The sequence below is a fragment of the Halomonas sp. AOP12-B1-6 genome, assembly GCF_052379225.1.
Taxonomy (GTDB): domain Bacteria; phylum Pseudomonadota; class Gammaproteobacteria; order Pseudomonadales; family Halomonadaceae; genus Vreelandella; species Vreelandella casei.
The window spans coordinates 557,907-583,211 of record NZ_JBQSYK010000003.1; the positions used below are offsets into that span (position 1 = coordinate 557,907).

The 25,305-nt window shown below is 53.1% G+C and carries 20 protein-coding genes; 5 read left to right on the top strand and 15 right to left on the bottom strand.

All coding sequences use genetic code 11. From position 1 onward, the window contains the following. Window positions 1–64: 64 nt before the first annotated feature. On the top strand, window positions 65–2,113 hold the full coding sequence (gene betT, locus ACT3TR_RS11655; RefSeq protein ID WP_096278344.1) for a choline BCCT transporter BetT: 2,049 nt from the start codon (window positions 65–67) through the stop codon (window positions 2,111–2,113). Between the two features lie 77 nt (window positions 2,114–2,190). On the opposite strand, the gene exaC is transcribed toward betT, so the two are convergent. From exaC to ACT3TR_RS11700, 9 genes are all read right to left on the bottom strand, one after another. Next, window positions 2,191–3,711 (bottom strand): acetaldehyde dehydrogenase ExaC, encoded by a 1,521-nt coding sequence (exaC, locus tag ACT3TR_RS11660; protein WP_096278342.1) that lies wholly within the window; start codon window positions 3,709–3,711, stop codon window positions 2,191–2,193. A gap of 108 nt (window positions 3,712–3,819) precedes the next feature. Continuing rightward, the gene (locus ACT3TR_RS11665; RefSeq protein ID WP_096278339.1) at window positions 3,820–6,084 is read right to left on the bottom strand and encodes a hybrid sensor histidine kinase/response regulator; all 2,265 of its coding nucleotides are present in this window, start codon (window positions 6,082–6,084) and stop codon (window positions 3,820–3,822) included. Next, window positions 6,074–6,586, bottom strand: coding sequence for a molybdopterin-dependent oxidoreductase (locus ACT3TR_RS11670; RefSeq protein ID WP_255249091.1), 513 nt, complete (start codon window positions 6,584–6,586; stop codon window positions 6,074–6,076). The genes ACT3TR_RS11665 and ACT3TR_RS11670 overlap by 11 nt, the downstream gene beginning before the upstream one ends. Before the next feature lie 285 nt (window positions 6,587–6,871). Further along, on the bottom strand, window positions 6,872–7,300 hold the full coding sequence (locus ACT3TR_RS11675) for a universal stress protein (RefSeq protein WP_096278335.1): 429 nt from the start codon (window positions 7,298–7,300) through the stop codon (window positions 6,872–6,874). A gap of 11 nt (window positions 7,301–7,311) precedes the next feature. Next, a complete protein-coding gene (locus tag ACT3TR_RS11680) occupies window positions 7,312–9,924 on the bottom strand; it encodes a TRAP transporter permease (protein ID WP_444625122.1) in 2,613 nt (870 codons plus the stop codon). 132 nt (window positions 9,925–10,056) lie between these two features. Further along, on the bottom strand, window positions 10,057–11,037 hold the full coding sequence (locus ACT3TR_RS11685; protein ID WP_096278333.1) for a TAXI family TRAP transporter solute-binding subunit: 981 nt from the start codon (window positions 11,035–11,037) through the stop codon (window positions 10,057–10,059). A 460-nt stretch (window positions 11,038–11,497) separates the two neighbouring features. Beyond that, window positions 11,498–12,802: a TRAP transporter large permease gene (locus ACT3TR_RS11690; RefSeq protein ID WP_096278330.1), complete on the bottom strand. Its 1,305-nt coding sequence runs from the start codon at window positions 12,800–12,802 to the stop codon at window positions 11,498–11,500. After that, window positions 12,792–13,271 (bottom strand): TRAP transporter small permease, encoded by a 480-nt coding sequence (locus tag ACT3TR_RS11695; RefSeq protein ID WP_096278328.1) that lies wholly within the window; start codon window positions 13,269–13,271, stop codon window positions 12,792–12,794. Before ACT3TR_RS11695 ends, ACT3TR_RS11690 begins: the two co-directional genes overlap by 11 nt. A gap of 64 nt (window positions 13,272–13,335) precedes the next feature. After that, complete coding sequence (locus ACT3TR_RS11700; RefSeq protein WP_441686478.1) at window positions 13,336–14,346, bottom strand: DctP family TRAP transporter solute-binding subunit; 1,011 nt, start codon at window positions 14,344–14,346, stop codon at window positions 13,336–13,338. A gap of 223 nt (window positions 14,347–14,569) precedes the next feature. Here ACT3TR_RS11700 and ACT3TR_RS11705 point away from each other — a divergent pair, with 223 nt between their 5' ends. After that, entirely contained in the window at window positions 14,570–15,430 is an 861-nt protein-coding gene (locus ACT3TR_RS11705) for a DMT family transporter (RefSeq protein WP_096282295.1), read from the top strand. Here ACT3TR_RS11705 and ACT3TR_RS11710 read toward each other — a convergent pair. From ACT3TR_RS11710 to ACT3TR_RS11725, 4 genes are all read right to left on the bottom strand, one after another. Further along, window positions 15,427–15,960: a DUF192 domain-containing protein gene (locus ACT3TR_RS11710; protein WP_096278324.1), complete on the bottom strand. Its 534-nt coding sequence runs from the start codon at window positions 15,958–15,960 to the stop codon at window positions 15,427–15,429. The genes ACT3TR_RS11705 and ACT3TR_RS11710 overlap by 4 nt on opposite strands. A gap of 84 nt (window positions 15,961–16,044) precedes the next feature. Further along, window positions 16,045–17,526, bottom strand: a complete 1,482-nt coding sequence (gene pyk, locus ACT3TR_RS11715; RefSeq protein WP_096278322.1) for a pyruvate kinase — start codon at window positions 17,524–17,526, stop codon at window positions 16,045–16,047. A 122-nt stretch (window positions 17,527–17,648) separates the two neighbouring features. Beyond that, on the bottom strand, window positions 17,649–18,137 hold the full coding sequence (locus ACT3TR_RS11720; RefSeq protein WP_096278320.1) for an ureidoglycolate lyase: 489 nt from the start codon (window positions 18,135–18,137) through the stop codon (window positions 17,649–17,651). 17 nt (window positions 18,138–18,154) lie between these two features. After that, entirely contained in the window at window positions 18,155–18,979 is an 825-nt protein-coding gene (locus ACT3TR_RS11725; protein ID WP_096278317.1) for a bifunctional allantoicase/(S)-ureidoglycine aminohydrolase, read from the bottom strand. 353 nt (window positions 18,980–19,332) lie between these two features. Between ACT3TR_RS11725 and ACT3TR_RS11730 the strand changes: the two genes are divergently transcribed. Beyond that, window positions 19,333–20,781 (top strand): YfcC family protein, encoded by a 1,449-nt coding sequence (locus ACT3TR_RS11730; RefSeq protein ID WP_096278315.1) that lies wholly within the window; start codon window positions 19,333–19,335, stop codon window positions 20,779–20,781. A gap of 153 nt (window positions 20,782–20,934) precedes the next feature. Beyond that, on the top strand, window positions 20,935–22,245 hold the full coding sequence (locus ACT3TR_RS11735) for an esterase-like activity of phytase family protein (protein ID WP_441686474.1): 1,311 nt from the start codon (window positions 20,935–20,937) through the stop codon (window positions 22,243–22,245). Window positions 22,246–22,323: 78 nt separating this feature from the next. Here the strand turns inward: ACT3TR_RS11735 and ACT3TR_RS11740 are convergent, their stop codons facing one another. Beyond that, entirely contained in the window at window positions 22,324–23,187 is an 864-nt protein-coding gene (locus ACT3TR_RS11740; RefSeq protein WP_096278311.1) for a MurR/RpiR family transcriptional regulator, read from the bottom strand. 25 nt (window positions 23,188–23,212) lie between these two features. Next, entirely contained in the window at window positions 23,213–24,148 is a 936-nt protein-coding gene (gene puuE / locus ACT3TR_RS11745) for an allantoinase PuuE (protein WP_096278309.1), read from the bottom strand. A gap of 321 nt (window positions 24,149–24,469) precedes the next feature. On the opposite strand from puuE, the gene ACT3TR_RS11750 reads away from it, so the two are divergent. Further along, on the top strand, window positions 24,470–25,225 hold the full coding sequence (locus tag ACT3TR_RS11750) for an aspartate/glutamate racemase family protein (RefSeq protein WP_444625121.1): 756 nt from the start codon (window positions 24,470–24,472) through the stop codon (window positions 25,223–25,225). Window positions 25,226–25,305 lie beyond the last annotated feature (80 nt).

A 25,305-nucleotide genomic window follows, 5' to 3' on the forward strand; every position in this document is an offset into this window, starting at 1 on the left:
TTATTTGAACGTTCATTCAAAATAAAATCTTACCTCCACCTTTCAACCACAGGAGTACGCCTGCATGGCGAAAGACAACCCTATTCATCCCTCCCGAGACCGCCTCAATCCCGTCGTATTTCACGGCAGTGTGGCTGGCATCCTGATCTTTCTGGTGCTTACCATGTTATTCACCGAGCAAGCTGGCGCCTTCTTTGATGCCGGACTCGCCTGGGTAAGCAAAACGTTTGGCTGGTATTACATGCTGGCCATAGTGGCCTATTTGGTATTTGTGGTGGCTATTGGTATGTCGCGCTTTGGCAGTATTCGCCTGGGGCCTGACCACTCACGACCAGAATTTTCACTACTCTCTTGGTCGGCCATGCTGTTTGCTGCAGGGATCGGCATTGACCTGCTGTTCTTCAGCGTTGCCGAGCCTGTCGCCCACTATTTGGCACCACCGGATTTAACCCCGGAAAGCCAAGCAGCGATGCGTAACGCCGTCGTTCAAACCTATCTGCACTGGGGGCTCTCCGGCTGGGGGCTGTACGTGTTGATGGGTATGGCGCTGGCCTACTTCAGCTACCGCCATCGCTTGCCGCTGGCGATCCGTAGTGCGCTCTATCCGATCCTAGGCAAACGTATCCACGGCCCGATTGGCAACGCGGTGGATATTACCGCAGTGATCTCCACCGTCTTCGGCATTGCTACGAGCCTCGGGATTGGGGTAATACAGCTTAACTACGGCCTCACCTACATGTTCGGGGTGCCGGAAAACCTCACCGTGCAGGTGATCTTGATTGTCTTGGTGGTCATATTAGCGACGATTTCCGTGGTTACAGGCGTTGAGAAAGGCATTCGCCGGCTGTCAGAGTTTAATATGTTACTGGCATTGGCGCTGTTGCTGTTTGTACTCTTCTCAGGGGACACGCTGATGTTGCTGGATAAAGTGGTCAACAACGCTGGCGATTATCTATCGGGCTTTGTAGGTGCCAGCTTTGACACTTACGCCTTCGCCGACGAGGGGGCTCAAGAGTGGAAAATGTGGTGGACGATTTTCTTCTGGGGCTGGTGGATTGCCTGGACCCCGTTCGTGGGCCTATTCCTGGCACGTATTTCCCGTGGCCGTACTATTCGTGAGTTCGTCGCCGGTGCACTGTTTATCCCCCTCGCCTTTATGATGGTTTGGATGTCGATATTCGGGAATAGCGGTATAGAACTGGTCGCTAATCAAGGCGTTGTCGAGCTAGGTGAGCAGGCGCTCAACACCCCCCAAACCACGATCTACACGCTGCTTGAGTACTTCCCTTATGTCGGCATTACCGCGGCAGTCGTCACCGTTCTGGGTATTGTGTTCTTTATTACCTCAGCGGATTCTGGAGCGCTGGTGCTGGCCAACTTCACGTCTATTCTGAGCGACGTGAACCACGATGCGCCGGTGAAGCTGCGTATTTTCTGGTCAGCCATGATCGGTTTGATCACCATTGCTCTGCTGATGGCCGGCGGCTTAAATGCACTGCAAAGCGCCGTGGTCATCACCGCTCTGCCCTTCTCGCTGGTTATTTTTGCGGTGATGGTGGGCATGTACAAAGCCTTGAAATTAGAAGGTAGCAAGGCAGATGCACGCCGCATGATTGCCGGTAGTGCGCCTGGCGGCGATTGGAAAGAACGCTTAGACCGCGCCCTTGACACCTCTAATCGCGCCGGTGCAGCCGCCACCATTGAACATGCAATTCGCCCAGCGATGACACAGTTTGCTCAGGAGCTTGAGCGCCGTGGCCAAACTGCCAACGTAAGTGAAGAAGCGATTGAGGGGGAAACGCTTCCCAACCTGATGTTGCAGGTCGACTTTGGCGACGCCACTAGCTTTGTCTACCAAGTATGCCCTCACCGCATGCGCACCCCTAGCTTTATCCAAGCGGATGATGACTTCTATGTTCGCCTGGACGTGTACCTAGCGGAAGGGGGGCAGGATAAAGACCTTAACGGCTATACCCGTGGACAAGTGATTGGCGATTTGGTAGCAGAGTATGAGCGTCACCTGCATTTCCTTACCCTGACGGGTAAGCAGATGGGCCACGTACAACCGATGCCCGGCACGATAGGCGAGCCGCCTGAAGACTCTCAGATGTAAGTCAGCCAAAACAAAAATCCCGACCACACATGGTCGGGATTTTTTGCACGCATACGCGCGTCGCTAGCATCTAAGCGTTAGAAAAAGCCTAACGGGTTTATATCGTAGCTAATCAGCAGGTTTTTGGTTTGCTGATAGTGCTCAAGCGCCACCTTATGCGTTTCGCGGCCAACGCCAGATTTCTTGTAGCCACCGAAAGCCGCGTGAGCAGGATACTGGTGGTAGCAGTTGGTCCATACGCGACCGGCTTGGATACCACGGCCCATACGAAAGGCAACGTTAATATCGCGGCTCCACACGCCCGCGCCCAGACCAAACTCGGTATCGTTGGCAATCGCTAACGCCTCTGCTTCATCTTTAAACGTGGTGACCGCCACCACCGGCCCAAAAATCTCTTCTTGGAAGACGCGCATCTGGTTATTGCCTTTCAACAACGTGGGCTGAATGTAGTAACCGCTGTTGATGCTGTCATCAAGAACTTCTTTCTCACCGCCGGTGAGGAACTCGGCGCCTTCATCGCGAGCAATATCCATGTACGACATGATCTTGTCGAACTGCTCTTGAGAAGCCTGCGCACCTACCTGTACATCGGTATCCAGCGGATTGCCGCGCTTAATAAGCTTGGTGCGTTCCAGCACCTTGGCCATGAACTCGTCGTACATACTCTCTTGGATAAGCGCACGTGACGGACAGGTACACACTTCGCCTTGGTTGAAGAATGCCAGCACTAGACCTTCTACCGCCTTATCAATAAACGTCGGTTCGGCATTCATGATATCGGCAAAATAAATATTCGGTGACTTGCCGCCCAGCTCTACGGTAGAGGGAATAATATTTTCTGCCGCGCATTTAAGAATATGTGAGCCAACGGGGGTAGAGCCGGTAAAGGCAATTTTAGCGATACGCTTACTGCTCGCCAGCGCCTGCCCTGCCTCTGCACCAAAGCCGTTAACAATGTTCAACACACCGGCGGGCAGCAAATCGCCAATCAACTCCGCCACTTTCAAAATCGACGCAGGCGTTTGCTCCGCGGGCTTCAATACCACGCAGTTACCTGCGGCGAGTGCGGGCGCCAGTTTCCAAACAGCCATTAGAATTGGGAAGTTCCAGGGGATAATTTGCCCTACAACGCCTAGTGGCTCGTGGAAATGATAGGAAACAGTATTGGCATCAATGTCTGCTGCCGAGCCTTCCTGGGCGCGAATACAGCCTGCAAAGTAGCGAAAATGATCAACGGCCAGAGGAATATCGGCATTGAGCGTTTCCCGGACGGCCTTACCATTATCCCAAGTTTCGGCCACCGCCAGCATTTCAAGATTTTGCTCAATGCGATCGGCGATTTTCAGCAAAATGTTACTGCGCTCTTGGGCGGACGTTTTCCCCCATGCAGGCGCCGCTTTATGGGCCGCATCAAGCGCTTTATCAATATCTTCTGCAGTAGAGCGAGGAATTTCGCAAAACACCTTGCCGTTGACGGGGCTAATATTATCGAAGTACTGGCCTTTCACCGGGGCGACAAACTCACCGCCGATATAGTTGCCGTAGCGTTTTTCAAATGACACCACTGAACCAGTGTCACTAGGGTTGGCGTAGATCATTGAAAGGCTCCTGAGCATTATGATTATTCAAAACAAGCTTACAGTGTTATTCAGTATGGCCCGTAGCGATATACAACAATGGCAGTACTAGCCCTCACTGTTACAGGCTCAGCCTGATAGGTGCTCACGGCACCATTTCTCCATCGCTGCATGAGTGTGCGACGCCGTTAAGCGTAACGCGCTAAATATCTCATCTCGTTTGCTTTGAGTGAACGGATCCGTTGTCATTAATGTTTCCAGCTGCTGCGCCTGGTCGGCCAGCTTGTCGGCTCCCATACTCACAGATTCGCCGCGCAGCTGGTGCGCCAAACGTACGACCTGCTGTTGCTGCTCATCGCTGAGAGGGGCCTGCGCTAGGCAGGCCGTTAGCTGCTCACAGTAATCACTTACTTGCTGGTGATAAAGCGTGATCAGCTGCGTCAAGCTCACATCGCCTAGGGTCGCTTTTAGCATGTTCAGCGTGTCGGTATTGAGTAATGACTGCGCGCCGAGCTGCGTTTGCAAGACCGGCAGCGCTGGCAGAGAAGCCGCGTCGGGCGTGGCAAAAAGCTGCGATGCCAGCAGGCTACTTAGCGCAGATAGCGACAGCGGTTTGGTAAGGTAATCGCTCATGCCCGCCGCAAGACAGCGTTGGCGGTCATCCTCCGCGCCACCCGCCGTCATAGCGACGATAGGCACACTGTCAAGCCAGCCACCCTGCTCGCGCATAAGCTGTGCGACCGTAAGGCCATCCATATCGGGCAGCTGGATATCCATAAAGATAAGATGCACCTGTTGAGACTGAGCCATGGCAAGTGCATCCTGGCCATTTTCAGCCCACACGACATCGCAACCTAAACGGGATAATAAACCAATCGCCACTTTGCGATTCACCGCGTTATCTTCGACTAGCAGCAACGTTATGCCAGTAAAGTCCTGTTGAGGTGCGCTGGGCAATGACACTGACACCGGATCAGCCTCCACCAAGGGCAGCTCACACCGAAAGATACTGCCTTGGCCAAGATGGCTCGACACGACTATTCGTCCTTGCATCGCCTCGCTTAGGCGTTTGCAAATCGCCAGGCCCAATCCGGTTCCACCAAAACGCCGAGTCACGGACTCATCGGCCTGCTGAAAAGGCTCAAAAAGGCGGGCCTGCTGATGTTCACTCAGCCCACATCCCGTGTCGCTAATTTCAAATACTAGCTGATCGAACTTAGTGGAGACTTGAACGCTGATCCCACCGTAGTCGGTGAATTTAATCGCATTGGCGATAAGATTAAGTAATATTTGCCTGAGCCGCCCTGCATCGACCATCACCCACGCGGGTACCCGTGTGTCCACGTCAACGCTAAAGGTTAATTCCTTCATTTTTATCCGCGGCGTAAATAGTTCCACCACGCTGTCGACCAGTAAACGAATAGCCGTGGGCGATGTTTGAAGGGCTAAGTGCCCGGCCTCAATTTTCGAGAAATCGAGAATTTCATTGATCATTGATAGCAGCTGATTAGCGCTATCGTGGATCGTATAGGCGTAGTCTTCTACCTGTGCAGGACTTACAGATTCACGCAATAGCTCGCTCATACCAATGACACCGTTCAAAGGCGTGCGAATTTCATGGCTAACGATCGCTAAAAAATCCGATTTTGCTTGGTTCGCCGCCTGCGCCTGTTTAGCGGTCACTTCCAACTGTAGAGCAAGCTGTGCCTGCTCGCGCCTTATCGCTGCACTTTCGCGTGTTTCACGTACTAAAAAAGCGACCACCAAAAAGGCCGCTAAACTCATTGCGACGATCAACGTCATAAGAAGTCTGTAGAGCAGGCTGAGCTGTTCTCGCTCTGCCGTCGCCGACTCCGCTAAGTAGCCGTTAATAGCAATAACAAGACGCTCGGTACTTCGCGTCAGTGTCTGAAGTTTATCTCCCAATGCCGCCAGCGGGAGTGGCTGTGACACGCCTCGGTGGTCAGGCACCCCAAAAGCCCTGAACATCATATCCAGCCCATCTACCTGCGTTTGGATCTGACTAAACAGCTCGCGTGCAGTCGTGATATTTTGTAATAACGCGCTGACGTCTCCCTCGTTGAGTAACGTAATTCGGCTATACAGCAGTTCAAAGCGAAGGGTAAGCGCATAGCGCTCCGCTGGCGTTAGCGGTTGATGATCCAATGTCAGTACATGATTGACCAGTTGAACCGCATCACGGTCCAGCTTATAAACAACCCAAGCAGTATCTTCGCGCAAACTTTGGGTAAGATTATCCTGTCGCCAGGCTGCCAGCGTTGCCACCACTAACGCACCGGCGAATAATAGTACGGCAATGATTGCTGCGAACTTAAGTCGCCGCGGGTAGCGCAGTAGGCTTGATACCTGCGTGGTTAAACCGCTAACGGACATTGATGTGCATAACCTGCCATACCGATCGAAAGCGCATTTTTTCGCTTAGCAGCGCATCATCCTGGTCAAAAGGATAAAGTATCCACAGCGGGCCGAGCTCGCGAACCGGAATAGCGGCGCCGTCTTTTGTTAATGCCAAAATAACCTCGTATTTCTCAAAATCACTGACTGGTATATCGGCTTCATAGCCATCCAGCGCTGCGACGTGCACCGTATCGGTATCGGCGTTTAAATGTGATAGAAGATCACGCATTAACGGTCCACGATAATGATTAACCTCGGCAGTCCATGGCGTATTCGTTGCAAACTCATACTGCGGTAGTGCCTCTAACGTAGCGAGATCAAGCTGCACTTCATGCCCCGCGTTCTCAAGCGCAATATTGCCACTCACCGTCAGAAGCACGGGGGCATTCGACAAATTCAGCGGCTCTGACGCGCTAGCCCACCCCACAAGAGGTACGCCAAGCATCAGTATTGCCCAACCTATTAAAGATGCTTTCACCGCCGTCACCTCAATCTGATTACTGTGTAAATAAGCCGTCAGCGCGCAATGAGACATGAATTCAATACCGTTGTAACATCGCGTTATCTTGTGACAAAAAAACTCCGAGCTATTCGCCCGGAGTTTATAAGATGTACCACTTTATCTATGTCTTCAAGGTCAATGTCTTCAAGATCTATGTCTTCAAGATCTATGTCTTCAAGATCTATGTCTTCAAGATCTATGTCTTCAAGATCTATGTCTTCAGATCTGTGCCTTCAAGGCGCGCAGTTCATCCGCACCTTTCTAGCGCACAATCATGACCGACACTTTGGCGTGATGGACAACATGTTCGGCGTTAGGGCCTAGCACATAGTCGACAAACTTTCGCTTGGTGTGAGATGCCATCACAATCAGATCAACGTTGAGTTTTTTACCCACCTTGATGATGGCCTCCCAGGGAGATCCATCTACGATGATGCTCTGCGTTTTAATACCCTCAGGAACATTGGCCTGAATGAACGCATGCTGGGTTTCTGTCATGGCTTCATGCGCTTTTTTCGAAAAGTCTTTGGGGAAATAAGCGCCAACCATAGGCAGCTTAAATTCCGGCAACACCGTTATTACATGTAGCGATGCTCCAAAGGTTTCACACAACGTAATCGCTGTCGGCAATGCTTTCTTCCATGAAGCCTCTTCGTTGAGATCCACAGGCAGTAGAATTTTCTGATACATGATGACCTCCTTTAGACCGTTGCTGCTGGTTTACTGTCAGGCTCGTCGGTTTGTTTTACTCGCCGACGGCGCTGAAGCAATACCACCAGGCCAAAGATAATGAGCGCCGGAATCCACAGCCACTCTTTGGTCCAACGATTCACGGGCGCCAGCACTTCAATGATCTCTTGATCAAAATCAAAGCCTAACTCAGCCGCCTGGCTGCCAAACTCAATGAAGTCGACCATGGCTTTATCGCCATCCGCGACGAGCTCCATGCCCAGTGCCTCCATGCGTTCTTCACCCGAATCACCGCTAGGAACAGGAACCAGAACGTAGGTCGTCATTGGATCACCGTAATCATTGACGCCGGCGATTTGCACGCGCAGGTTACTGCCATCCTCGACGTTGCCTAGCGCTTCGGCAAACTGAGTTGGCGGAATTGACTCGTAAGGATTGTGAATTCTGTCCATCCAGAAACCTGGGCGGAACAGCGTAAAGGCCACTAGCAGCAGTAACAGCGATTCATACCAGCGGCTACGAACAAGCATGTAGCCTTGCGTACCCGCCGCAAATATCAACATGGCGCTGGTCGCGACAATAAACACCAAAATGCCTTGCGTCACCGTGACATCGATCAGCAGCAAATCGGTATTGAAGATGAACAGGAACGGCAGTGCCGCCGTGCGTAGGCTGTAGTAAAACGCCTGGAAACCGGTGCGCAAGGGGTCGCCTCCTGACACCGCGGCCGCAGCGAATGAGGCTAACCCCACCGGGGGCGTTACGTCCGCCATGATGCCGAAGTAGAACACGAATAGATGCACGGCAATCAGCGGTACAATCAGTCCATTCTGCTGACCCAACAATACAATCACCGGCGCCATGAGCGCGGAAACTACAATGTAGTTGGCCGTGGTCGGTAAGCCCATGCCCAAAATCAGGCTTAACAGCGCGGTAAGCAGCAAAATCATCATCAGGTTGCCGCCGGAAAGAATCTCCACGACGTCTGCTAGCACTAAGCCCACGCCGGTCTGAGACACGGCGCCTACCACAATACCGGCGGTAGCGGTGGCAATACCAATACCAATCATGTTGCGCGCACCGGCCACAAGACCGTCCCAAAGGTCTTTAAAGCCCTCTTTGACATCCGCCGCGAACTTGCTGTGGCCACGAAAAAAAGCGATCACGGGGCGCTGAGTGAGCATAATAAAGATCATAAACATGGTTGCCCAAAATGCTGACAGCCCTGGAGACATGCGCTCAACCATCAAACACCACACCAGTACGACAACCGGCAGGATGTAATGCAGCCCCACCATGACCGTCGGCCGCGTTTGTGGCAGCGTTAACACCGCAGTATTCGGGTCATCCATCTCAAGTTCTGGGTAGTTCGAACTAACTTTCAATAGCCCGACATAAATGACCGCCAAACCCACAGACACGACCCAGGGGGCCGCATCACCTAATACCGGCTTGAGCCAGCCAAGGCCGTAATAAACGACAAACGATAGCGCCATCAACAAAATCAGGCCGGTCATAAAGCCAAGAATCTTGTTCAGCAAAGGGCGTTTAGGATTGCTTGAAGGCAGCCCCTTCATATCCGCCTTTAAGGCTTCAAGGTGAACAATATAGATAAGGGCAATATAGGAAATGATCGCAGGCAAAAAGGCATGCTTAATAACTTCGACGTAAGAAATGCCCACGTACTCGACCATCAAGAACGCAGCGGCGCCCATGACCGGCGGCATGATTTGGCCATTCACTGAGGAGGCAACTTCAACAGCGCCCGCTTTTTCTGCACTGAAGCCAACGCGCTTCATCATCGGGATCGTAAACGTACCCGTGGTTACTGTATTGGCAATCGACGATCCTGAGATCAAGCCAGTCAACCCTGACGCCACGACGGCGGCTTTGGCTGGCCCGCCTTTCAAATGGCCCAGCATGGAAAAAGCGACTTTAATGAAATAGTTACCCGCACCGGCTTTCTCAAGCAGTGCGCCAAACAGAACAAATAGGAAAACAAAACTGGTAGAAACGCCCAGCGCAATACCAAACACCCCCTGGGTGCCCAGCCACTGGTGATTAATCAAACCGCCCAAACTCACACCGCGGTGGGCCAAAATGCCCGGCATGTAAGGGCCAAACAGCGAGTAGGCAATAAACAATCCCGCCACGATCATTAACGGCGGCCCCAGCGCACGCCGGGTGGCTTCTAACAACATAATGATGCCAAGCACGCCAATCACGATATCTTGAGTGATAGGACGCCCAGGGCGCTGTGCTAAATCGGCATAAAAAATAAATAAGTACAAACCGCAAAAAGCAGCTACCGCTGCCAACGCCCAGTCTTGAAGCGGAATGCGGTCACGCGGTGAGCGCTTAAATGCGGGGTAAGCCATAAAGGCAAGAAACAGCGCGAACGCCAAATGAATCGAGCGTGATTCAGTGGCATTAAATATACCGACCCCCACCATATACGGCAGCGGTGAAGCTATCCAAAGTTGAAACAGCGACCATATCGCTGCAATGCTTACCAACAGTTTCCCCGGCACGCCTGCGGGCTTTCTTGCCCCCGAGTCGCTGGAAGCAACCATATCCTCTAGGTCACTTTCAGCGACCGCCGAAGGTTGTTTGTCATCACGCATACGCTTGCCCTGCCTATGGTCAGCGCTGACAATCAGCGCTTTCAACAAGAAGCGCGGACACCCAGGGTGCCCGCGCTTTACTACTCGAGGTGAATACTACTCACCGACCTATCTTTACGCTGGTGCTTAAACTTACTCGATCCAGCCACGCTCACGGTAATAACGCGCTGCGCCGTCATGCAACGGGGCGGTTAAGCCGTCAGAGATCATGTCTTCTTCGTTAAGATTTTCAAACGCTGGGTGCAGACGCTTGAAGCGATCAAAGTTTTCAAATACTGCTTTCACTGTTTCATAGACAATGTCTTCATCAACATCGGCTGACGAAACGAAGGTAGCGGCAACGCCAAAGGTTTCAACGTCTTCGTCGTTACCACGGTACAGGCCACCCGGAATCACAGAGCGGGTGTAGTACGGGTACTCTTCAATCAGCGCGTCGATTTCATCACCGGTCACCGGCACTAAGCGCGCATCGATGGTAGTCGTGGCTTCTTGGATAGAACCGTTCGGGTGACCAACAACATAGACCATCGCATCGATGTTGTTATCTGACAGGGCTGCAGACTGCTCGGCGGCATCTAGCTGAGACGCCAGCGCAAAGGTGTCTTCGTCCCAGCCAAACGCCTCCATGACCACATCCATGGTATTACGCTGACCAGAACCCGGGTTACCGATGTTGACACGCTTGCCAGGGAAATCGCTGATGGTCTCAATGCCGGAATCAGCACGAGCAACCACGGTTAGCGGCTCACCATGCATGGTGAATACCGAGCGCATCTCTTCCCAAGGTCCTTCTTCTTCGAAGTTGGCTTCGCCATTGTAAGCGCGGTATTGAACATCAGACTGAACAACGCCCATGTCCAACTCGCCGCTCTTCATGCCGTTAACGTTAGCAACCGAACCACCGGTAGACGGTGCGTTACAGCGAATGTTGTGCTCGTCGCTGCCACGGTTAACCATACGGCAAACAGATTGGCCGACGACGTAGTAAACACCGGTTTGGCCGCCTGTACCGATAGTGATGTAGCGCTCTTGTGCCACCGCAGGTGACGCGAAGGTCGCTGCAGCAATGAGCGCACCCGAGAAGGCGGCAGTGGAAAATGCATGGCGTTTCATGAACATACCTCTTTATCTTGATGTTATTAGCGTAGTTTATGTTGTGAACATCGCGCGTTTTGGTTTCACCCTGTGAACCGTTCCCTAAGGTGTTCGTGCCCCAAAACGATTTCAAGACATTCTGCTCTGCAAGCCTCCTGTTCTAAAGGCGTGCTATATCTGCAGATAATCTATTGCTTAGACAATCTGTGACAGGCACCGGCATGGCTACCTGTTATTACTACTTTAGCGAAAAACAAAACGTTTGGCGAAAAACAAAATGCTTAACGAAAAAGCACGCTTGGCAATGAGTCGTCGCCTCATCGTCCATTTAAAGCGCATATGACCGCGGAAGATAGTAGTTTAACGGCCGGTAACGTTTAGTAAGCGTTAAACCCCATACCGTTTTCGCATAGGGAATAATGATTTTCGCAGTTTGCTCGACCTCCAGGGTTCTTATGTGCCAGGGACTAAGCGCTTATTAAACGTTATAGCCCAGCACAGTGGGTAGCCACAGCGCGATTGCGGGGAACAGTGCGACCAGCGCCAGCGCACAGCCCATCGCGACCACAAACAGCAGCGCCCACCCAATCGTTTGTTCCAAGCGAATTTTTGCCACTTCGGTGGTCACCATTAAATTGACCGCAACCGGCGGCGTAAACTGCCCGATCGCAATATTCATCGCTAAGAGAATGCCAAACCATACCGGATTCCACTCAAAGTGCTGCATCACGGGAATCAGAATGGGCATCATGATTAAGTAAATCGAGATGGCATCCAGCAACATGCCCGCCACCAACACCGCCAGCATCACCAAAACAAGCAGTAATACGCCGTTGTCGGTCAGGCCAATCACCCATTCCGCTAAATGACGGAAGGTGCCCAGCATTGTCCCCGCCCAGGCAAAAATACCCGCCAGGGCGATAATTAACATCACCACACCGGAAATAATCGCCGCTTCGCCGAGCAGCTCCCACAAATCGCGAAGCGATAGCTCGCGGGTGAAAAACAGCCCAACTAGTGCCCCATATGCAACCGCGACAACGGCGGCTTCTGTCGGTGTAAATAGGCCCGAGCGCAGGCCGCCTAGAATCAGCACCGGTGCAAATAGCGCCGGTATCGCCTGCTTAAACGTGGTGCGCACGCTGAGCTGCTCAGCGCCTTCCACCGGTGTTCCGCCTTCCCAGCCATAGCGTTTGGAAACAATCATCGCAGGGACTAACAGCGCGATGCCCGCCAAAATCCCTGGAAACAAACCCGCCGCAAAAAGAGCACGTAGATCAACGCCGGGCACGACAATCGAGTAAAGAATCAGCGCCACTGAGGGTGGAATAAGAATCGCGGTAGAAGCCGATGCTGCGATCAGCGTGGCTGAGAAAGGTTTGGGATAACCGGCTTTGGTCATACTGGGTAGCATCACCATCGCGACAGCCGCCGCATCGGCGGGCCCTGAACCGCTCATGCCCCCCATAATCATGCATACCAGTACCGCCACTAACGCCAAGCCACCATGGCGGGGGCCAATCAACGCCTGAGCAAAGCGCACAAGCCGCAGTGCCACGCCTGAGCGTTCAAAAATAAGCCCGGTTAAAATGAACAGCGGAATCGCAATCAGGGGATATTTAGCGATGCTGTTGTAGGTATTAGTGCCTAACGTGGCAAGCATATCCGGCGACAGTCCAATTACGATGCCCACCGCGCCGGAAAGCGCCAATGAAAATGCCACCGGCACGCCAGCAATCAATAACCCTGCAAAGGCCAGAATCATCCATACATCAGGGCTCATCGGAGAGTCTCCCCGTCAAACGGTCATGCGTCTGCTGTACCAACCGCCAGAGCATGGCGGCTGTCAGGACCGGTAGCCATACTAAATACCACCACTGGGGCAACCCAAGCCCTGGCGAAAGTGACTCCCACTGATACTCTTGCCAGGCTAATTTACCGCCATACCAAGAGATCAAACCCAGCACAATGGCAACGCACAGCGCTTGCAATACGATCAGTCCGCGGCGGTACTTCGGCGGCAATGCGCGCTCTAAAAAGCTAATGCGGATGTGCCGATTACGCCGCAGCGCCACCGAGGCGCCGGCAAAGGTCAGAATCACTAACAAAAAAACGGAAAACTCTTCGGTGAACGAAAAAGAGCCGCCGGTTAAGTAGCGAGTAACAACATTTCCAAGACTAATCAAAGAGATAATACTTAATGCCAGCGCGCCCAACCAGCGTTCAAGGCGGGCATCAGGAAAGCCTTTCATGGCAGCCTCACAGCAACAAAGCTACCGGCCGTTGGGGCCGGTAGTAAACGGTCATAGAGATCGCTTAGCGGGCATCAATGGCCGCTTGAGCAGCGTTGACGACGTCTTCACCAATCCGTGGCACCCATTTCTCATAGACCGACTGCGTGGCCTCAACAAACGCCTGATACTGCTCATCGGTAAGCTCGGTTACCGTCACGCCGCGCTCCTCGATGGCGGCCAAGCGTTCGCTCTCTTCTTCACGGGTCATCGCGATTTCCCACTCACCGGCTTCTAACGCAGTTTCGCGCAGCATGGTTTGCTGCTCTTCGCTCAGCGACGCCCATACCTGCTGATTCACCGCAAAAATCAGCGGATCATTCATATAGTTCCAAAGCGTTAAATGCGCCTGGCCAACTTGGTCTATACGCGCCACGTCAAATACAGACAGCGGATTTTCTTGACCGTCGACAGCCCCGGTAGTTAACGCCGGCTGCGCGTCGGTCCAGCTCATTTGCGTGGGGTCCGCACCGAGTGCCGAGAACGTATCCTGGAACAGCGGCGAACCCACCACGCGAATCTTCAAGCCGTCTAAATCATCGGGCTGAGTAATCGCCTCGCGTGAGTTCGAGACTTGGCGGAAGCCATTCTCGCCCCACGCTAATGGAATAACACCACGCGATTCGATCGCTGCAAACACCAAGTCGCCCGCTTCACCACCGGTCACCGCATCGACCGCGGCTTCATCTGGAATGAAAAACGGCAAAGAAAAGAGGTTAAGTTCTGGCACCTGAGGCGACCAGTTAATCGTCGAGCCCACCGCGGCGTCGATTAAACCCGAGCGCATGGCGGAAAATTCGCGCGTCTGATCGCCAGAAACCAGCTGGGAGTTGGGATACACACGCAGCGTCAGCTCACCGTCGCTGCGCTCTTCTACTAACTCAGCCCACTTCTCGGCGGCCTGCCCCCAGGGAAACGCGTCAGACAACACGGTAGAAACCGAAAGTTCGCGGGCTTGAGCAGAAAGGGAGGCAGAAAGTAGTGCCGCACCGGCCAAGCCGGCAGTCAAACGAGCCATTGAGCGTGTCAGCGTCATGGTGATTCCTTTTTTATCTATTTTTATGATGTACATTTAGGATGCGTGCGGATAGCCGTGGCGAGGCTTTTCGTTGAAGCCACACTTATTGTATTCACTTAGCGCGCGAAAGAAAGACGCCTAAGGTCGGCATGGCAAAGATAGTCTCCATCGCTGTATTATTTTGGCGCTCTCTCAAGCTGTTACAATGGCTATCTGTTTCCTTCCTGCCATGGACATCAACGTGCCCCTACGCGACCTGCTGCTCGGCCTCTTCGTTATCGCTATATGGGCGTTAAACATCATTGTTATCAAGGTAGGCGTGGAAGAACTACCGCCGCTATTGATAACCACCATTCGCTTTATGCTGGTCGCAGCGTTGCTAGTACCCTTCTATCCCGTCGCACGCGCGCAGCTGCCGTTTTTACTGCTGCTATCAGTGACGTTCGGCAGTCTTCACTTTGCACTGCTATTCATTGGTTTAGAGCACGCGGAAGCGGGTACCGGCGCGCTGCTCGTGCAAATGGGTACACCGTTTGCCACGTTATTGGCCGTGGTGTTTTTTAAGGAACGGCTGGGGCCTAAGCGTATCGTCGGGCTGCTGCTCTCCTTTGCCGGTATAGCCGTCATTGCGGGAGGGCCAACGCTGCCGTCGCCTTTGCCATTAACTATCTTGCTGCTGAGCGCATTAGGCTGGGCAATCTCGCAGCTGTTAATTAAGCGCGGCCCACCGATTGCCCCACTGGCACTCGCAGGCTGGGTGGCGCTGTTTGCAGTACCTCAGGTAGCGCTAGGGTCGTGGCTATTTGAAAGTGGTCAATGGCAGGCAATTAAGCAGGCAAGCTGGGTGGGCTGGGGAGCAATCATTTACACCGCCGTCATGTCATCGATTGTCGCTTACGGGATTTGGTACACACTGTTGCGGCGCCATCCGATCAATCGCGTCATTCCCATGACGCTTCTAACGCCCGTATTTGCGGTGGGCCTAGGCGCGCTGCTGATGGGCGACAGCCTAGGCATTCACAAGCTGATAGGTGGAGGATTGGTGGTCTCAGGTATCGCGCTGATTGTGATTAAATTCCGCCGCGCACCCCGTCTAGCTTAGGGTGCGGGCTGGCAGAAACCTGCATCATCAGGGACCGATACACAGTCGCCCACTTTAATACCGCGCTCGGCAAAGTATCCGCCGTTAACCTCTAGCGCCGAGTAATACGCGGCACCGGCCGGATAGGAAGGGCAACGACTGGGCTCAGAGGACTCGCAAGGCGGCATGGTATTGATGGCGACAATCTGCCCATTGCCATCGATAAAGGCAATATCGAGGGGGATTAGCGTGTGATACATCCAAAAGGCATTGTTAGCCGACTGTTCTCTCTCAAACCGAAACAGCATGCCACTGCTTGCTGGCATGCTCTCACGCTCCATCAAACCACGCTGACGCTGAGCAATCGTTTCCGCCACTTCAACGTCTACACGATGCGGGCCATCCTCGCTATGAATAGCAAGCGCCAGCGTTTGCAGGCCGGCTGGCTTCGCCTGCCCCCACGCCACAGCACTAAGTAACGACATCGGCAACAGTGCCGCCAGCGGTAACAGTAACGACGCCTTAAGCAGCGTGCGACGCGTAGAGTTCATGCGTACTTCCTTTTATGATGCGCGTAACTCCCCAACATATGGGGAACCTATCAGCAGCAGGCCAGCATCCAGCCACGTCGTCTATTAGCCGTTATGCTCAGCGTGCTGGTCGGTAATCTCCATCACTTTCATCGTATTAGTGCCCCCATGAGCGTTCATGTGATCGCCGCGGGTCAGAATCACGTGATCTCCGGCTTTTGAGATACCGGTTTTCACCAGCAGTTCAAGCGCACGTTCATTTAGCTCGGTGGGTGACATTTCAGATGTATCAAAAGGTAGCGACACCACCCCGCGATACAGTGCCATGCGGCGCTGTGCGATAGGGTTGTGTGCCAGACCCACGATCGGCAAACCAGAACGAATACGCGATGCAATCAGCGGCGTGTAGCCAGAAGACGTCATGCAGGCAATCGCGCTAACGCCAGTCATATGATTCGCGGCATACATCGCTGAAAGCGCAATGGTTTCATCAGGGCGAGCAAAACCTTCATGAATACGGTGGCCGGATTCTTGGGCTGATTTTTCACGCTCAGCGCCTAAACAAACCCGCGCCATGGCTTCTACGGTTTCAAGCGGGTAGTCGCCTGCGGCGGTCTCCGCTGAGAGCATCACTGCATCGCTGCCATCCAGCACGGCGTTAGCCACATCGAACACTTCTGCCCGTGTGGGCAGCGGCGCCGAAATCATGCTTTCCATCATCTGTGTAGCAGTGATCACCGCGCGATTAAGTGAGCGAGCACGCTTGATCATGCGTTTTTGAACGCCGACTAGCTTCGCATCGCCAATTTCAACGCCGAGATCACCCCGCGCCACCATCACCGCTTCCGATGCTTCAATAATACCGTCGAGGGTGGCGTCATCCGCCACGGCCTCAGCACGCTCAACCTTCGCGACTAAGCCAATATCTTTGCCCGCCTCGCCCAGCAAGCGGCGCGCCTCCAGCATATCTTCGGCGTGGCGGGGGAAAGAAATGGCCAAGTAGTCCACGCCAATCTCGACGGCAGTTTTCAGATCTTCTTTATCTTTTTCAGTCAACGCTGGGGCAGAAAGCCCACCGCCCTGCTTGTTGATGCCTTTATGGTTGGAAAGCTTGCCGCCCACGACCACAACGGTATACACCTGCTGGCCGCTGACGCGAACAACGTCTAGAACGACGCGACCATCATCCAGCAACAGGCGATCACCTGCTGAGACATCTTGCGACAGCGTTGTGTAGTCGCAGCCCACCTGGTGAATATCACCTGCATCGCCGTCTAGCGCCATATCGAGAATAAACGGCTGGCCTTCTTTGAGCACCACCGCACCATCACGAAAACGGGCAATACGGATTTTGGGACCTTGAAGGTCGCCCAAAGCGGCAACGCTACGGCCTAGCTTCGCGGCGATTTCACGTACCTGCATTAAGCGTCGACGGTGATCATCGGCGGTACCATGAGAGAAATTTAAACGCACCACATCCACGCCCGCAGCAAGCATGGCCTCCAATACGCCCTCACGATCACTGGCAGGGCCAAGAGTGGCGACAATTTTGGTACGACGGATCGAAGAAAAGTGCAGTGCGCTCATAATATTCCCACCATGCGAATTAGCCTGTAGTGACGCTATTGGATAACGAGACTCTATTGAATAACACTAGCTTATCAGTTTAACGCGCTCTATATGACAGCGGTACCACTCACAGGCACGGATTATTCCAAGGTCACGGTTATCGCCATGGGAAACTCTTCGCAGTTATTGCCGTCACCGCCTCGATCTACCACCAAAAACTCGCCTTCTCGTTCCAGCACCGATTGAACGGCATGCCAGGTGCCTGCACGGTAGTTGACGCCTTGATGGCCGTCGGTCACAAAGGCACGCACGTCACCTGAGTTAATATGCTCGCCGGGAGTGGCCACCACCACGATAAAGCGCTCTTCATGCAGCGGCATAAACGCCTGGCTGCCTTGAGGGTGGCGCTCTAAAAACGTCAGTTCAAGCGGCAGTGTGATCGGCTGACTGATAAAAATGTTGATCAGCGTGTGGCCGTTTTCACCCAGCGTTTCCACCTTAGCGAGGTCATGATGGCGCTGGGTACGACCAGCGTTGATAGGGAACGACGCGGCGTTGCGCGCATCAATCACATCGCCAAAAGGGGCAAACGCCTCTGCCGTTAGCGGTGTAGCAGTGAGTTTAAGCATTGCGTTGTCCTTACACGTTATTTCAGACGAAGGGCGGGATGACGATTAACGTCTTTATATAGCAGATAGCGGAACGGTCCTGGCCCACCGGCGTAACAGGCTTGGGGGCAGAATGCGCGCAGCCACATAAAGTCGCCGGCCTCTACTTCAACCCACTGCTGATTAAGGTGATAAACCGCCTTACCTTCCAGCACGTAAAGGCCATGTTCCATCACGTGGGTTTCATCGAAGGGAATAACGCCGCCCGGCTGGAACGTTACAATGGTCACATGCATATCGTGGCGCACATCATTAGGATCAACGAAGCGTGTCGTCGCCCAGCTTCCGTTGGTGCCTGGCATTTCAACAGGGGCAATGTCTTGCTCATTGACCACAAACGCTTTAGGCACGTCGAGCCCTTCGACAAACTCAAAGGACTTACGAACCCAATGAAAGCGCACTGCTGCTGCTGATTCGTTACGTACCTGCCAATCACTGCCAGGCGGTATAAACGCATAGCCACCGGGCACCATGGTATGGCGCTCGCCCGCTAATATAAGCGTTAACTCACCCTCCACCACAAACAGCACGCCTTCAGCTTGAGGGTCCAGCTCAGGCTTATCGCTACCGCCGTTGGGCTGCACTTCCATAATGTACTGTGAGAATGTTTCAGCAAAGCCTGATAGCGGCCGCGCGAGCACCCACAGGCGCGTGCCTTCCCAGAACGGTAAATTGCTTGTCACTATGTCACGCATCACGCCTTTAGGAATCAGCGCATAGGCTTCGGTAAAAACAGCGCGGTCAGCGGTTAACTGCGTTTGCGGCGGATGACCGCCCGTGGGAGCGTAGTAAGTAGCTGGCATGATTGGTCCTATCTGATTTTATTAAAATAAAGAAAACATCTTGTATACAAGATCTGCGACACACATTAAAGCGATCTTTCGCAAAGCCCTTGTGAAACACTCCTCCCAATAGTAACTTCTTTAGAAACTTTCGTTTCATAATTCTAAAACCATACGAACCATGCTTCAAATGGCAATGTTTCAAATGACAGTGTCTCAAATGACAGTGCTTCACCGTTTGGCCCTTGTTGATCTAGTGGCTAGACGATGTCATTGCTCGGCTCACACTAGGCATTTATAACTAAGCATTTATAACTAGGCATTTATAACAACGGCTGCCCTCAAGGGTGGCTTTAAATAACGCGAGGCAACGCATGTCCCAACAAATCCCCCCTTCGCCCTCCCCTGAACGCCCAGTGCCTAAGAAAAGCTGGTGTAGAATCCCCGATATCTACGCCGTTTTGTTCATATTTATTGCGCTAGCGGCGATCGCCACGCACTTTGTGCCCGCAGGGCAGTTCGAGCGCGTTCCAGGCCCGGCTGGTCGTATCACCATCGACCCGACCTCTTATGAACAAATAGCCCCCTCTCCAGTGGGCATTGTCGATTTCATGCTGGCGATTCCCAACGGCTTGATGAGTGCCGGGGAAGTTGTCTTTTTTACCTTCATGATTGGCGGCATGTTCATGGTATTGAGGCATACCGGCATTATCGAGATTGGTGTCGATAAGCTGACTAGGCGCTTTGCCCGACAAAGCCTGCTGACCATTCCAGTGCTGATGACAGTATTTGCCCTCATCGCGACCGTTATTGGCACCCAGGAGCTGGCGCTGGTTTACGTCCCGGTAATCCTGCCACTGATGATTGCATTACGCTTTGACTCAGTGACGGCGGCGGCGGTGGCTTTATGTGCCACTACTGTCGGCTTCACTACCGGCGTACTCAACCCCATCAATACCGGCCTGGGCCAGCAGCTTTCAGCACTCCCGCTTTATTCAGGCTACGGGCTGCGCATCTTGGCGTTTATTGTCATGCTGGCGGCGGCCATTTTCTTTGTCATGCGCTACGCCCGCAAAGTGCATAACGAACCATCCTTTAGCCTGCTCAGCAGTGACCCGGGCGAGTCTGAAAAGCGTTCGCTCTATCAGCATGCCGATAATGGCCGCGCACTGGTGGCCAACGGTCGTCAAAAGCTAGCCGCAATCGCGGCCTTTGCCTTCTTCGGCGTGCTAATTTACGGCGTGTTACAGCAAGGCTGGTTCATGATGGAGATGGCCGGGCTTTTCATCATTATGGGGATTGTGGTGGGGCTGATCGCGGGGCTTAACACCGACGAAATATGCGCAGGCTTTAACCAGGGCTTCCGTGATGTGCTCGTGGGAGCGATGATCGCAGGGGTTGCTCGCGGTGTCGCCGTGATGCTGGAAGATGGTCAGATCATGGATACGCTGGTGTTTGGACTGGGCAATCTGGTTGGCGGCCTGCCCACGTTACTGTCGGCTATTGGCATGTTCTTCGCCCAGCTAGGCTTTAACTTCATCATTCCTTCCGGTAGCGGTCAGGCCCTGGTGACTATGCCGCTGATGGCACCGCTTTCCGATATTATTGGCGTCACACGACAAACCGCGGTGCTGGCTTTCCAGCTCGGCGACGGCATTGGCAATATTCTTTACCCAACGTCAGGCTACTTTATGGCCACGCTGGCACTGGCTGGGGTGACGTGGCAAAAATGGGTCAAGTTCTTCTTCCCCCTCTTTTGCATATGGGTGCTGATTGCGTTGGCGTTTCTTGTGTTCGCTCAGGCGACTCAATGGAATGGTTAACCAGTAAACAAAAAACGTTAGCCAAAATAGTCAAAACGGCCAGAAATCAAAAGATCTGCTTTCTGTCATTCAACTATCACCTTTGTTGAAGAAGATAGATGTAGCTGACCCTGCTCAGCTACATCTTATCTTCTTTGCAAAGGTTAAATAGTGATGATGAAACCGATACTCGCCACAGCCTTACTCGCCTTTGTATTTACGGATTCAGCTTATTCTCAGCAGGCCTTTCCTGCCACCTTGTCCAGTCATGCTCAACTGCCCGGCAGCACGTTTGTAGCGGCCCCATCCGGCGCCGCTGAACACTACAACACCTCAGGCCGCTTTACTGGAGAAGAAGGACGTATTGAGCAGTTATACACTAACGTACAAGCCACTGGTTTAGCGCTCCCTTTTCCCAGCCAGCCGCTGCAAGGGTTTTCAGGTATACGCTCGCTTGGCGACGATCGTTTTCTGGTCTTAACCGATAACGGCTTTGGCTCTAAGGCGAACTCTTCCGATATCATACTGATGTTTAACATCATAAACCCCGACTGGAAAACCGGACGCGTCACTATTGAGGAGACCGTTCAACTCTCGGACCCAAACCGCAAGGTACCCTTCCCTATTATGAATGAAGCCACCCCCGGGCGATTTTTGACCGGTGCTGATTTCGACATCGAATCGATCCAGCCGGTGGGTGATACCTACTGGATTGGTGATGAATTCGGCCCCTGGATTATCCAGGTCAATAAGGAGGGTGAAGTGTTGCAAGTGATAGCCACAAACCCAGGCGGCACGATGATGCGCTCGCCCGACAATGCCTTTGCCCTGACCCCAAACCCCGGCGCACCACTTTCAGATGATGTTGTCGTTTTTCGCTCCGGTGGCTATGAGGGTATGGCGCTCTCCGAAGACCACACAACGCTCTATCCATTGTTGGAAAAGCCTGTATGGGACAGTAATGATAATGCCCCGGAAACCATTGATGGCACGCCCGTCTTAAGAATGTTCGAACTCAGCACTGACACAGGCGAATGGGGCGATACAACTCGCTATTACCCACTCGCGTCAGCGGATCATGCCATTGGCGACTTCAATCTTATTGAGGGCACCCGCGGCCTGATTATCGAGCGTGATAGCCGCCAAGGAGACCCTAGAGCAGAGTGGGCGAACGATCCCGCCGAGTTCAAGCGTATCTATCTTATCGACCTCGATCGCACGAACGAGCAAGGTGTGCTTGAGAAAATCGCCTATATAGACCTCATGGACATTCAAGATCCCAACGGCATCGCACCGCGAGGCACGATCGACGGCACGTTTAATTTTCCCTTTGTGACTATTGAGAACGTGGATAGAGTCGATGAAAGAACTATCGTGGTCGCCAACGACAATAACTATCCGTTCTCGATTGGTCGCGAGCAAGGGCAGGCTGATGATAATGAGATGATACTGCTTGATGTGGCAGACTTTCTGAACGCCGAATAGCAAGAATCAGCGTGAGGCTAGGGCGCTAGCGGACATCTTCGCCTCACGTTGAAACGCCAACGATTTCTAACGTATGTGCTAATCGATACTCATGATCGGTGTTTCAAGTTCACTGAGCTCAACGTACATATCGCTGATCGCGCTGATCCGCTCTCGCCCCTCTGCCAGGCGACGGTGTAAAACGCCGTTCGCCAGCAAACAAATCAGGCTATTGGCTGCGGCGTAACTATCAAATGCCGAGAGGCTTTCAAGCGGCGTTTCCATAAACCAGGTGACTTGAGCGGCGAAATTCACCGCGGTTGGATCAGCAATTAATGCGACCTTGGCCGGCGAGCGCTCAAGCGCATCCACCAGCGCAGCAAACGCCGCGGGGCGGCGGCGAAATCCAAACAGCACCACAACATCCTGCTCGGAGAGATCGACAATTTCTTCCGCTAACGACTGGTTAGGATGTGGAACCACCCGCACCTGGGTGCGCGCTTGAATCAACTGCTGACGAAAATGTAGTGCTAACGGGTAGCTGTTACGAAACCCGATCACAACCACATGGCGTGCGCTATCCAGATGCTCTACCAGCGCAGCAAACTGTTCCGACGCTATCCCGTTCAAGCAGCGCTGCAGATTTTCCTGCTCGCGCTGCAAATGACGCTGGAACGGCGCGCCGGCCTCTTCCTGCATGGCATTTGCGTCGATCACTAGCGGCACGCCTAAGTTGCGCAGCTGGCGGGCATGGTCTTTAACGGTACGATAGCTCTCAAACCCCAGCCGTTTGAACAGACGGCTGACCGTGGATTTAGATACCCCGGTCAAGCGCGCCAAATCGGCCGCGCTATACACCGCCAGATCGTCAAAGTGGTCGAGAATGAAGCTCGCGACGCGCTGCTCCTGGGCACTTAACTCGTCAAACTGAGCGGTAATACGCTGTCCGATATGCGGCGTCATAACATCCTAATAAACTAGTTTAATGTCACGTTGATGCGGGATGATGCTCGGCCCAATGGCGGGCGATATCAACTCGCCGCGCAACCCAAACGCGGTCATGGCTTTCGATATAATCTAAAAAGCGCTGCAATGCTCGAAAACGCCCAGGCCGCCCAAGTAAACGACAGTGCATTCCAATAGAGAGCATTTTCGGCGCCTCTTCCCCTTCTGCGTAAAGCACATCAAAGGCATCACGTAGATAGGTAAAGAAGTGATCTGCGGTATTGAACCCCTGCGGGGCGGCAAAGCGCATATCATTAGTGTCGAGCGTGTAAGGCACAATTAAATGATTATGATCACTGCCCTGACTATCGGTGACACGAGTCCAGAAGGGTAAATCATCGCCGTAATAGTCGCTATCGTAAAGGAAGCCGCCCTCGTCCAGCACTAGCTTGCGCGTATTAGGGCTATCGCGGCCGGTGTACCAGCCTTGCGGCTTCTCACCATAAAGCCGCTGAAAAATCTCCATGGCCTGCTGAAGGTGCGCCCGCTCAACGTGCTCCGAGACTTCTTGATAGTGAATCCAGCGATAGCCATGGCAGGCAATTTCGTGGCCTAGCTCTTTAAACGCCTGAGCGACGTCAGGATTACGCTCCAGCGCCATCGCCACGCCAAATATTGTGAGCGGTAAATCACGTTTTTCAAATTCGCGCAGAATGCGCCACACCCCGGCCCGCGAACCATATTCGTAAATCGACTCCATGCTCAGGTGACGATCAGGATAGGCTGGTGCGCCGATAATCTCAGATAAAAACTGCTCTGAGCCTGAATCACCATGCAGTACGGAATTTTCGCCGCCCTCTTCGTAGTTGAGCACGAATTGGACGGCAATCTTTGCCTTTCCGGGCCAGTTAGCGTGGGGCGGATTTCGTCCGTAACCGATTAGGTCACGAGCGTAGAGGTTCGAAGGTGATGACGACATGCATAGCTCCTTGATTCCAATTCTTAGCTATCGCTGGATAAAACATAGCCGAGATAGCGCGCTTAGAGAACCTGCAAACAATTTGTATACAAAATAGCGGCATTGACGATCAACCGCAACGCGCCCACAGGCTAGTAGACTGGAATCCACAGGTCTTTTTCACACTAACAATGAATCTATCAGCCGCACCCATAGCCACTAGCCGCCATTTCTGGCTGTCTTTTTTATGACCAGCTCAATTTAGTTACTTGCACTACGCTGAAAATCGCCCTATTTTCGTATACAAGAAAATAAATATTGTTTACATGCGGATTACTTATCATGCATATACGAATTATCAACCCCAACACCACCGCCTCCATGACCGCTGCTATTTATAATGCAGCGCTGCAACAGGCAGGTGCTGGCACTCAGATTAGCGCCTCGCAGCCGGACGCGGGGCCCGTTTCAATTGAAAGCCACTTTGACGAAGTTATTAGCGCGGTCGGCGTGGCAGAAGAGGTTCTTAAAGGCGAGCGCGAAGGCGGTATTGATGCCTACGTGGTGGCTTGTTTTGGCGACCCTGGCCTACTTGCCGCAAGGGAGCTGACCCGTGCGCCGGTCATTGGTATTGCCGAAGCAGCGTTCCATCTTGCCACGCTGATCAGCACTCGCTTTTCGATTGTCACCACGCTGGGGCGTACCGGCATTATCGCTGAGCACTTGCTTCAGCAGTATGGTTTCAGCCACCACTGTCGGCGCATTCGCGCAGCTGAAATTCCGGTCTTGGACCTTGAGCATCATCCTGAGGCGGCATTTGCCCGCATTGTCGAAGAGTGCTGCCGTGCGCGGGATAAAGATGATATCGGCGCCATCGTTTTAGGCTGCGGCGGCATGGCTAATTTGACCCAACAGATTAGTCGCGAAGTAGGTCTGCCGGTGATTGAAGGCGTCAGCGCAGCGCTGAAACTAGCTGAATCACTGGTTAGCTTAGGGCTGCACACCAGTAAGCATGGCGACCTTGCCTACCCACGACCAAAAGCATTCACGGGTAAGTTTGCGGCGCTTTCTGATCTTTCACTGCCGCTTAACTCATAGTCTTCCGATATGACGGACAGCACCTTAACTGACAGACATCACTAACTGACAACGCTCGCAATATTGCTAATAATAATTAA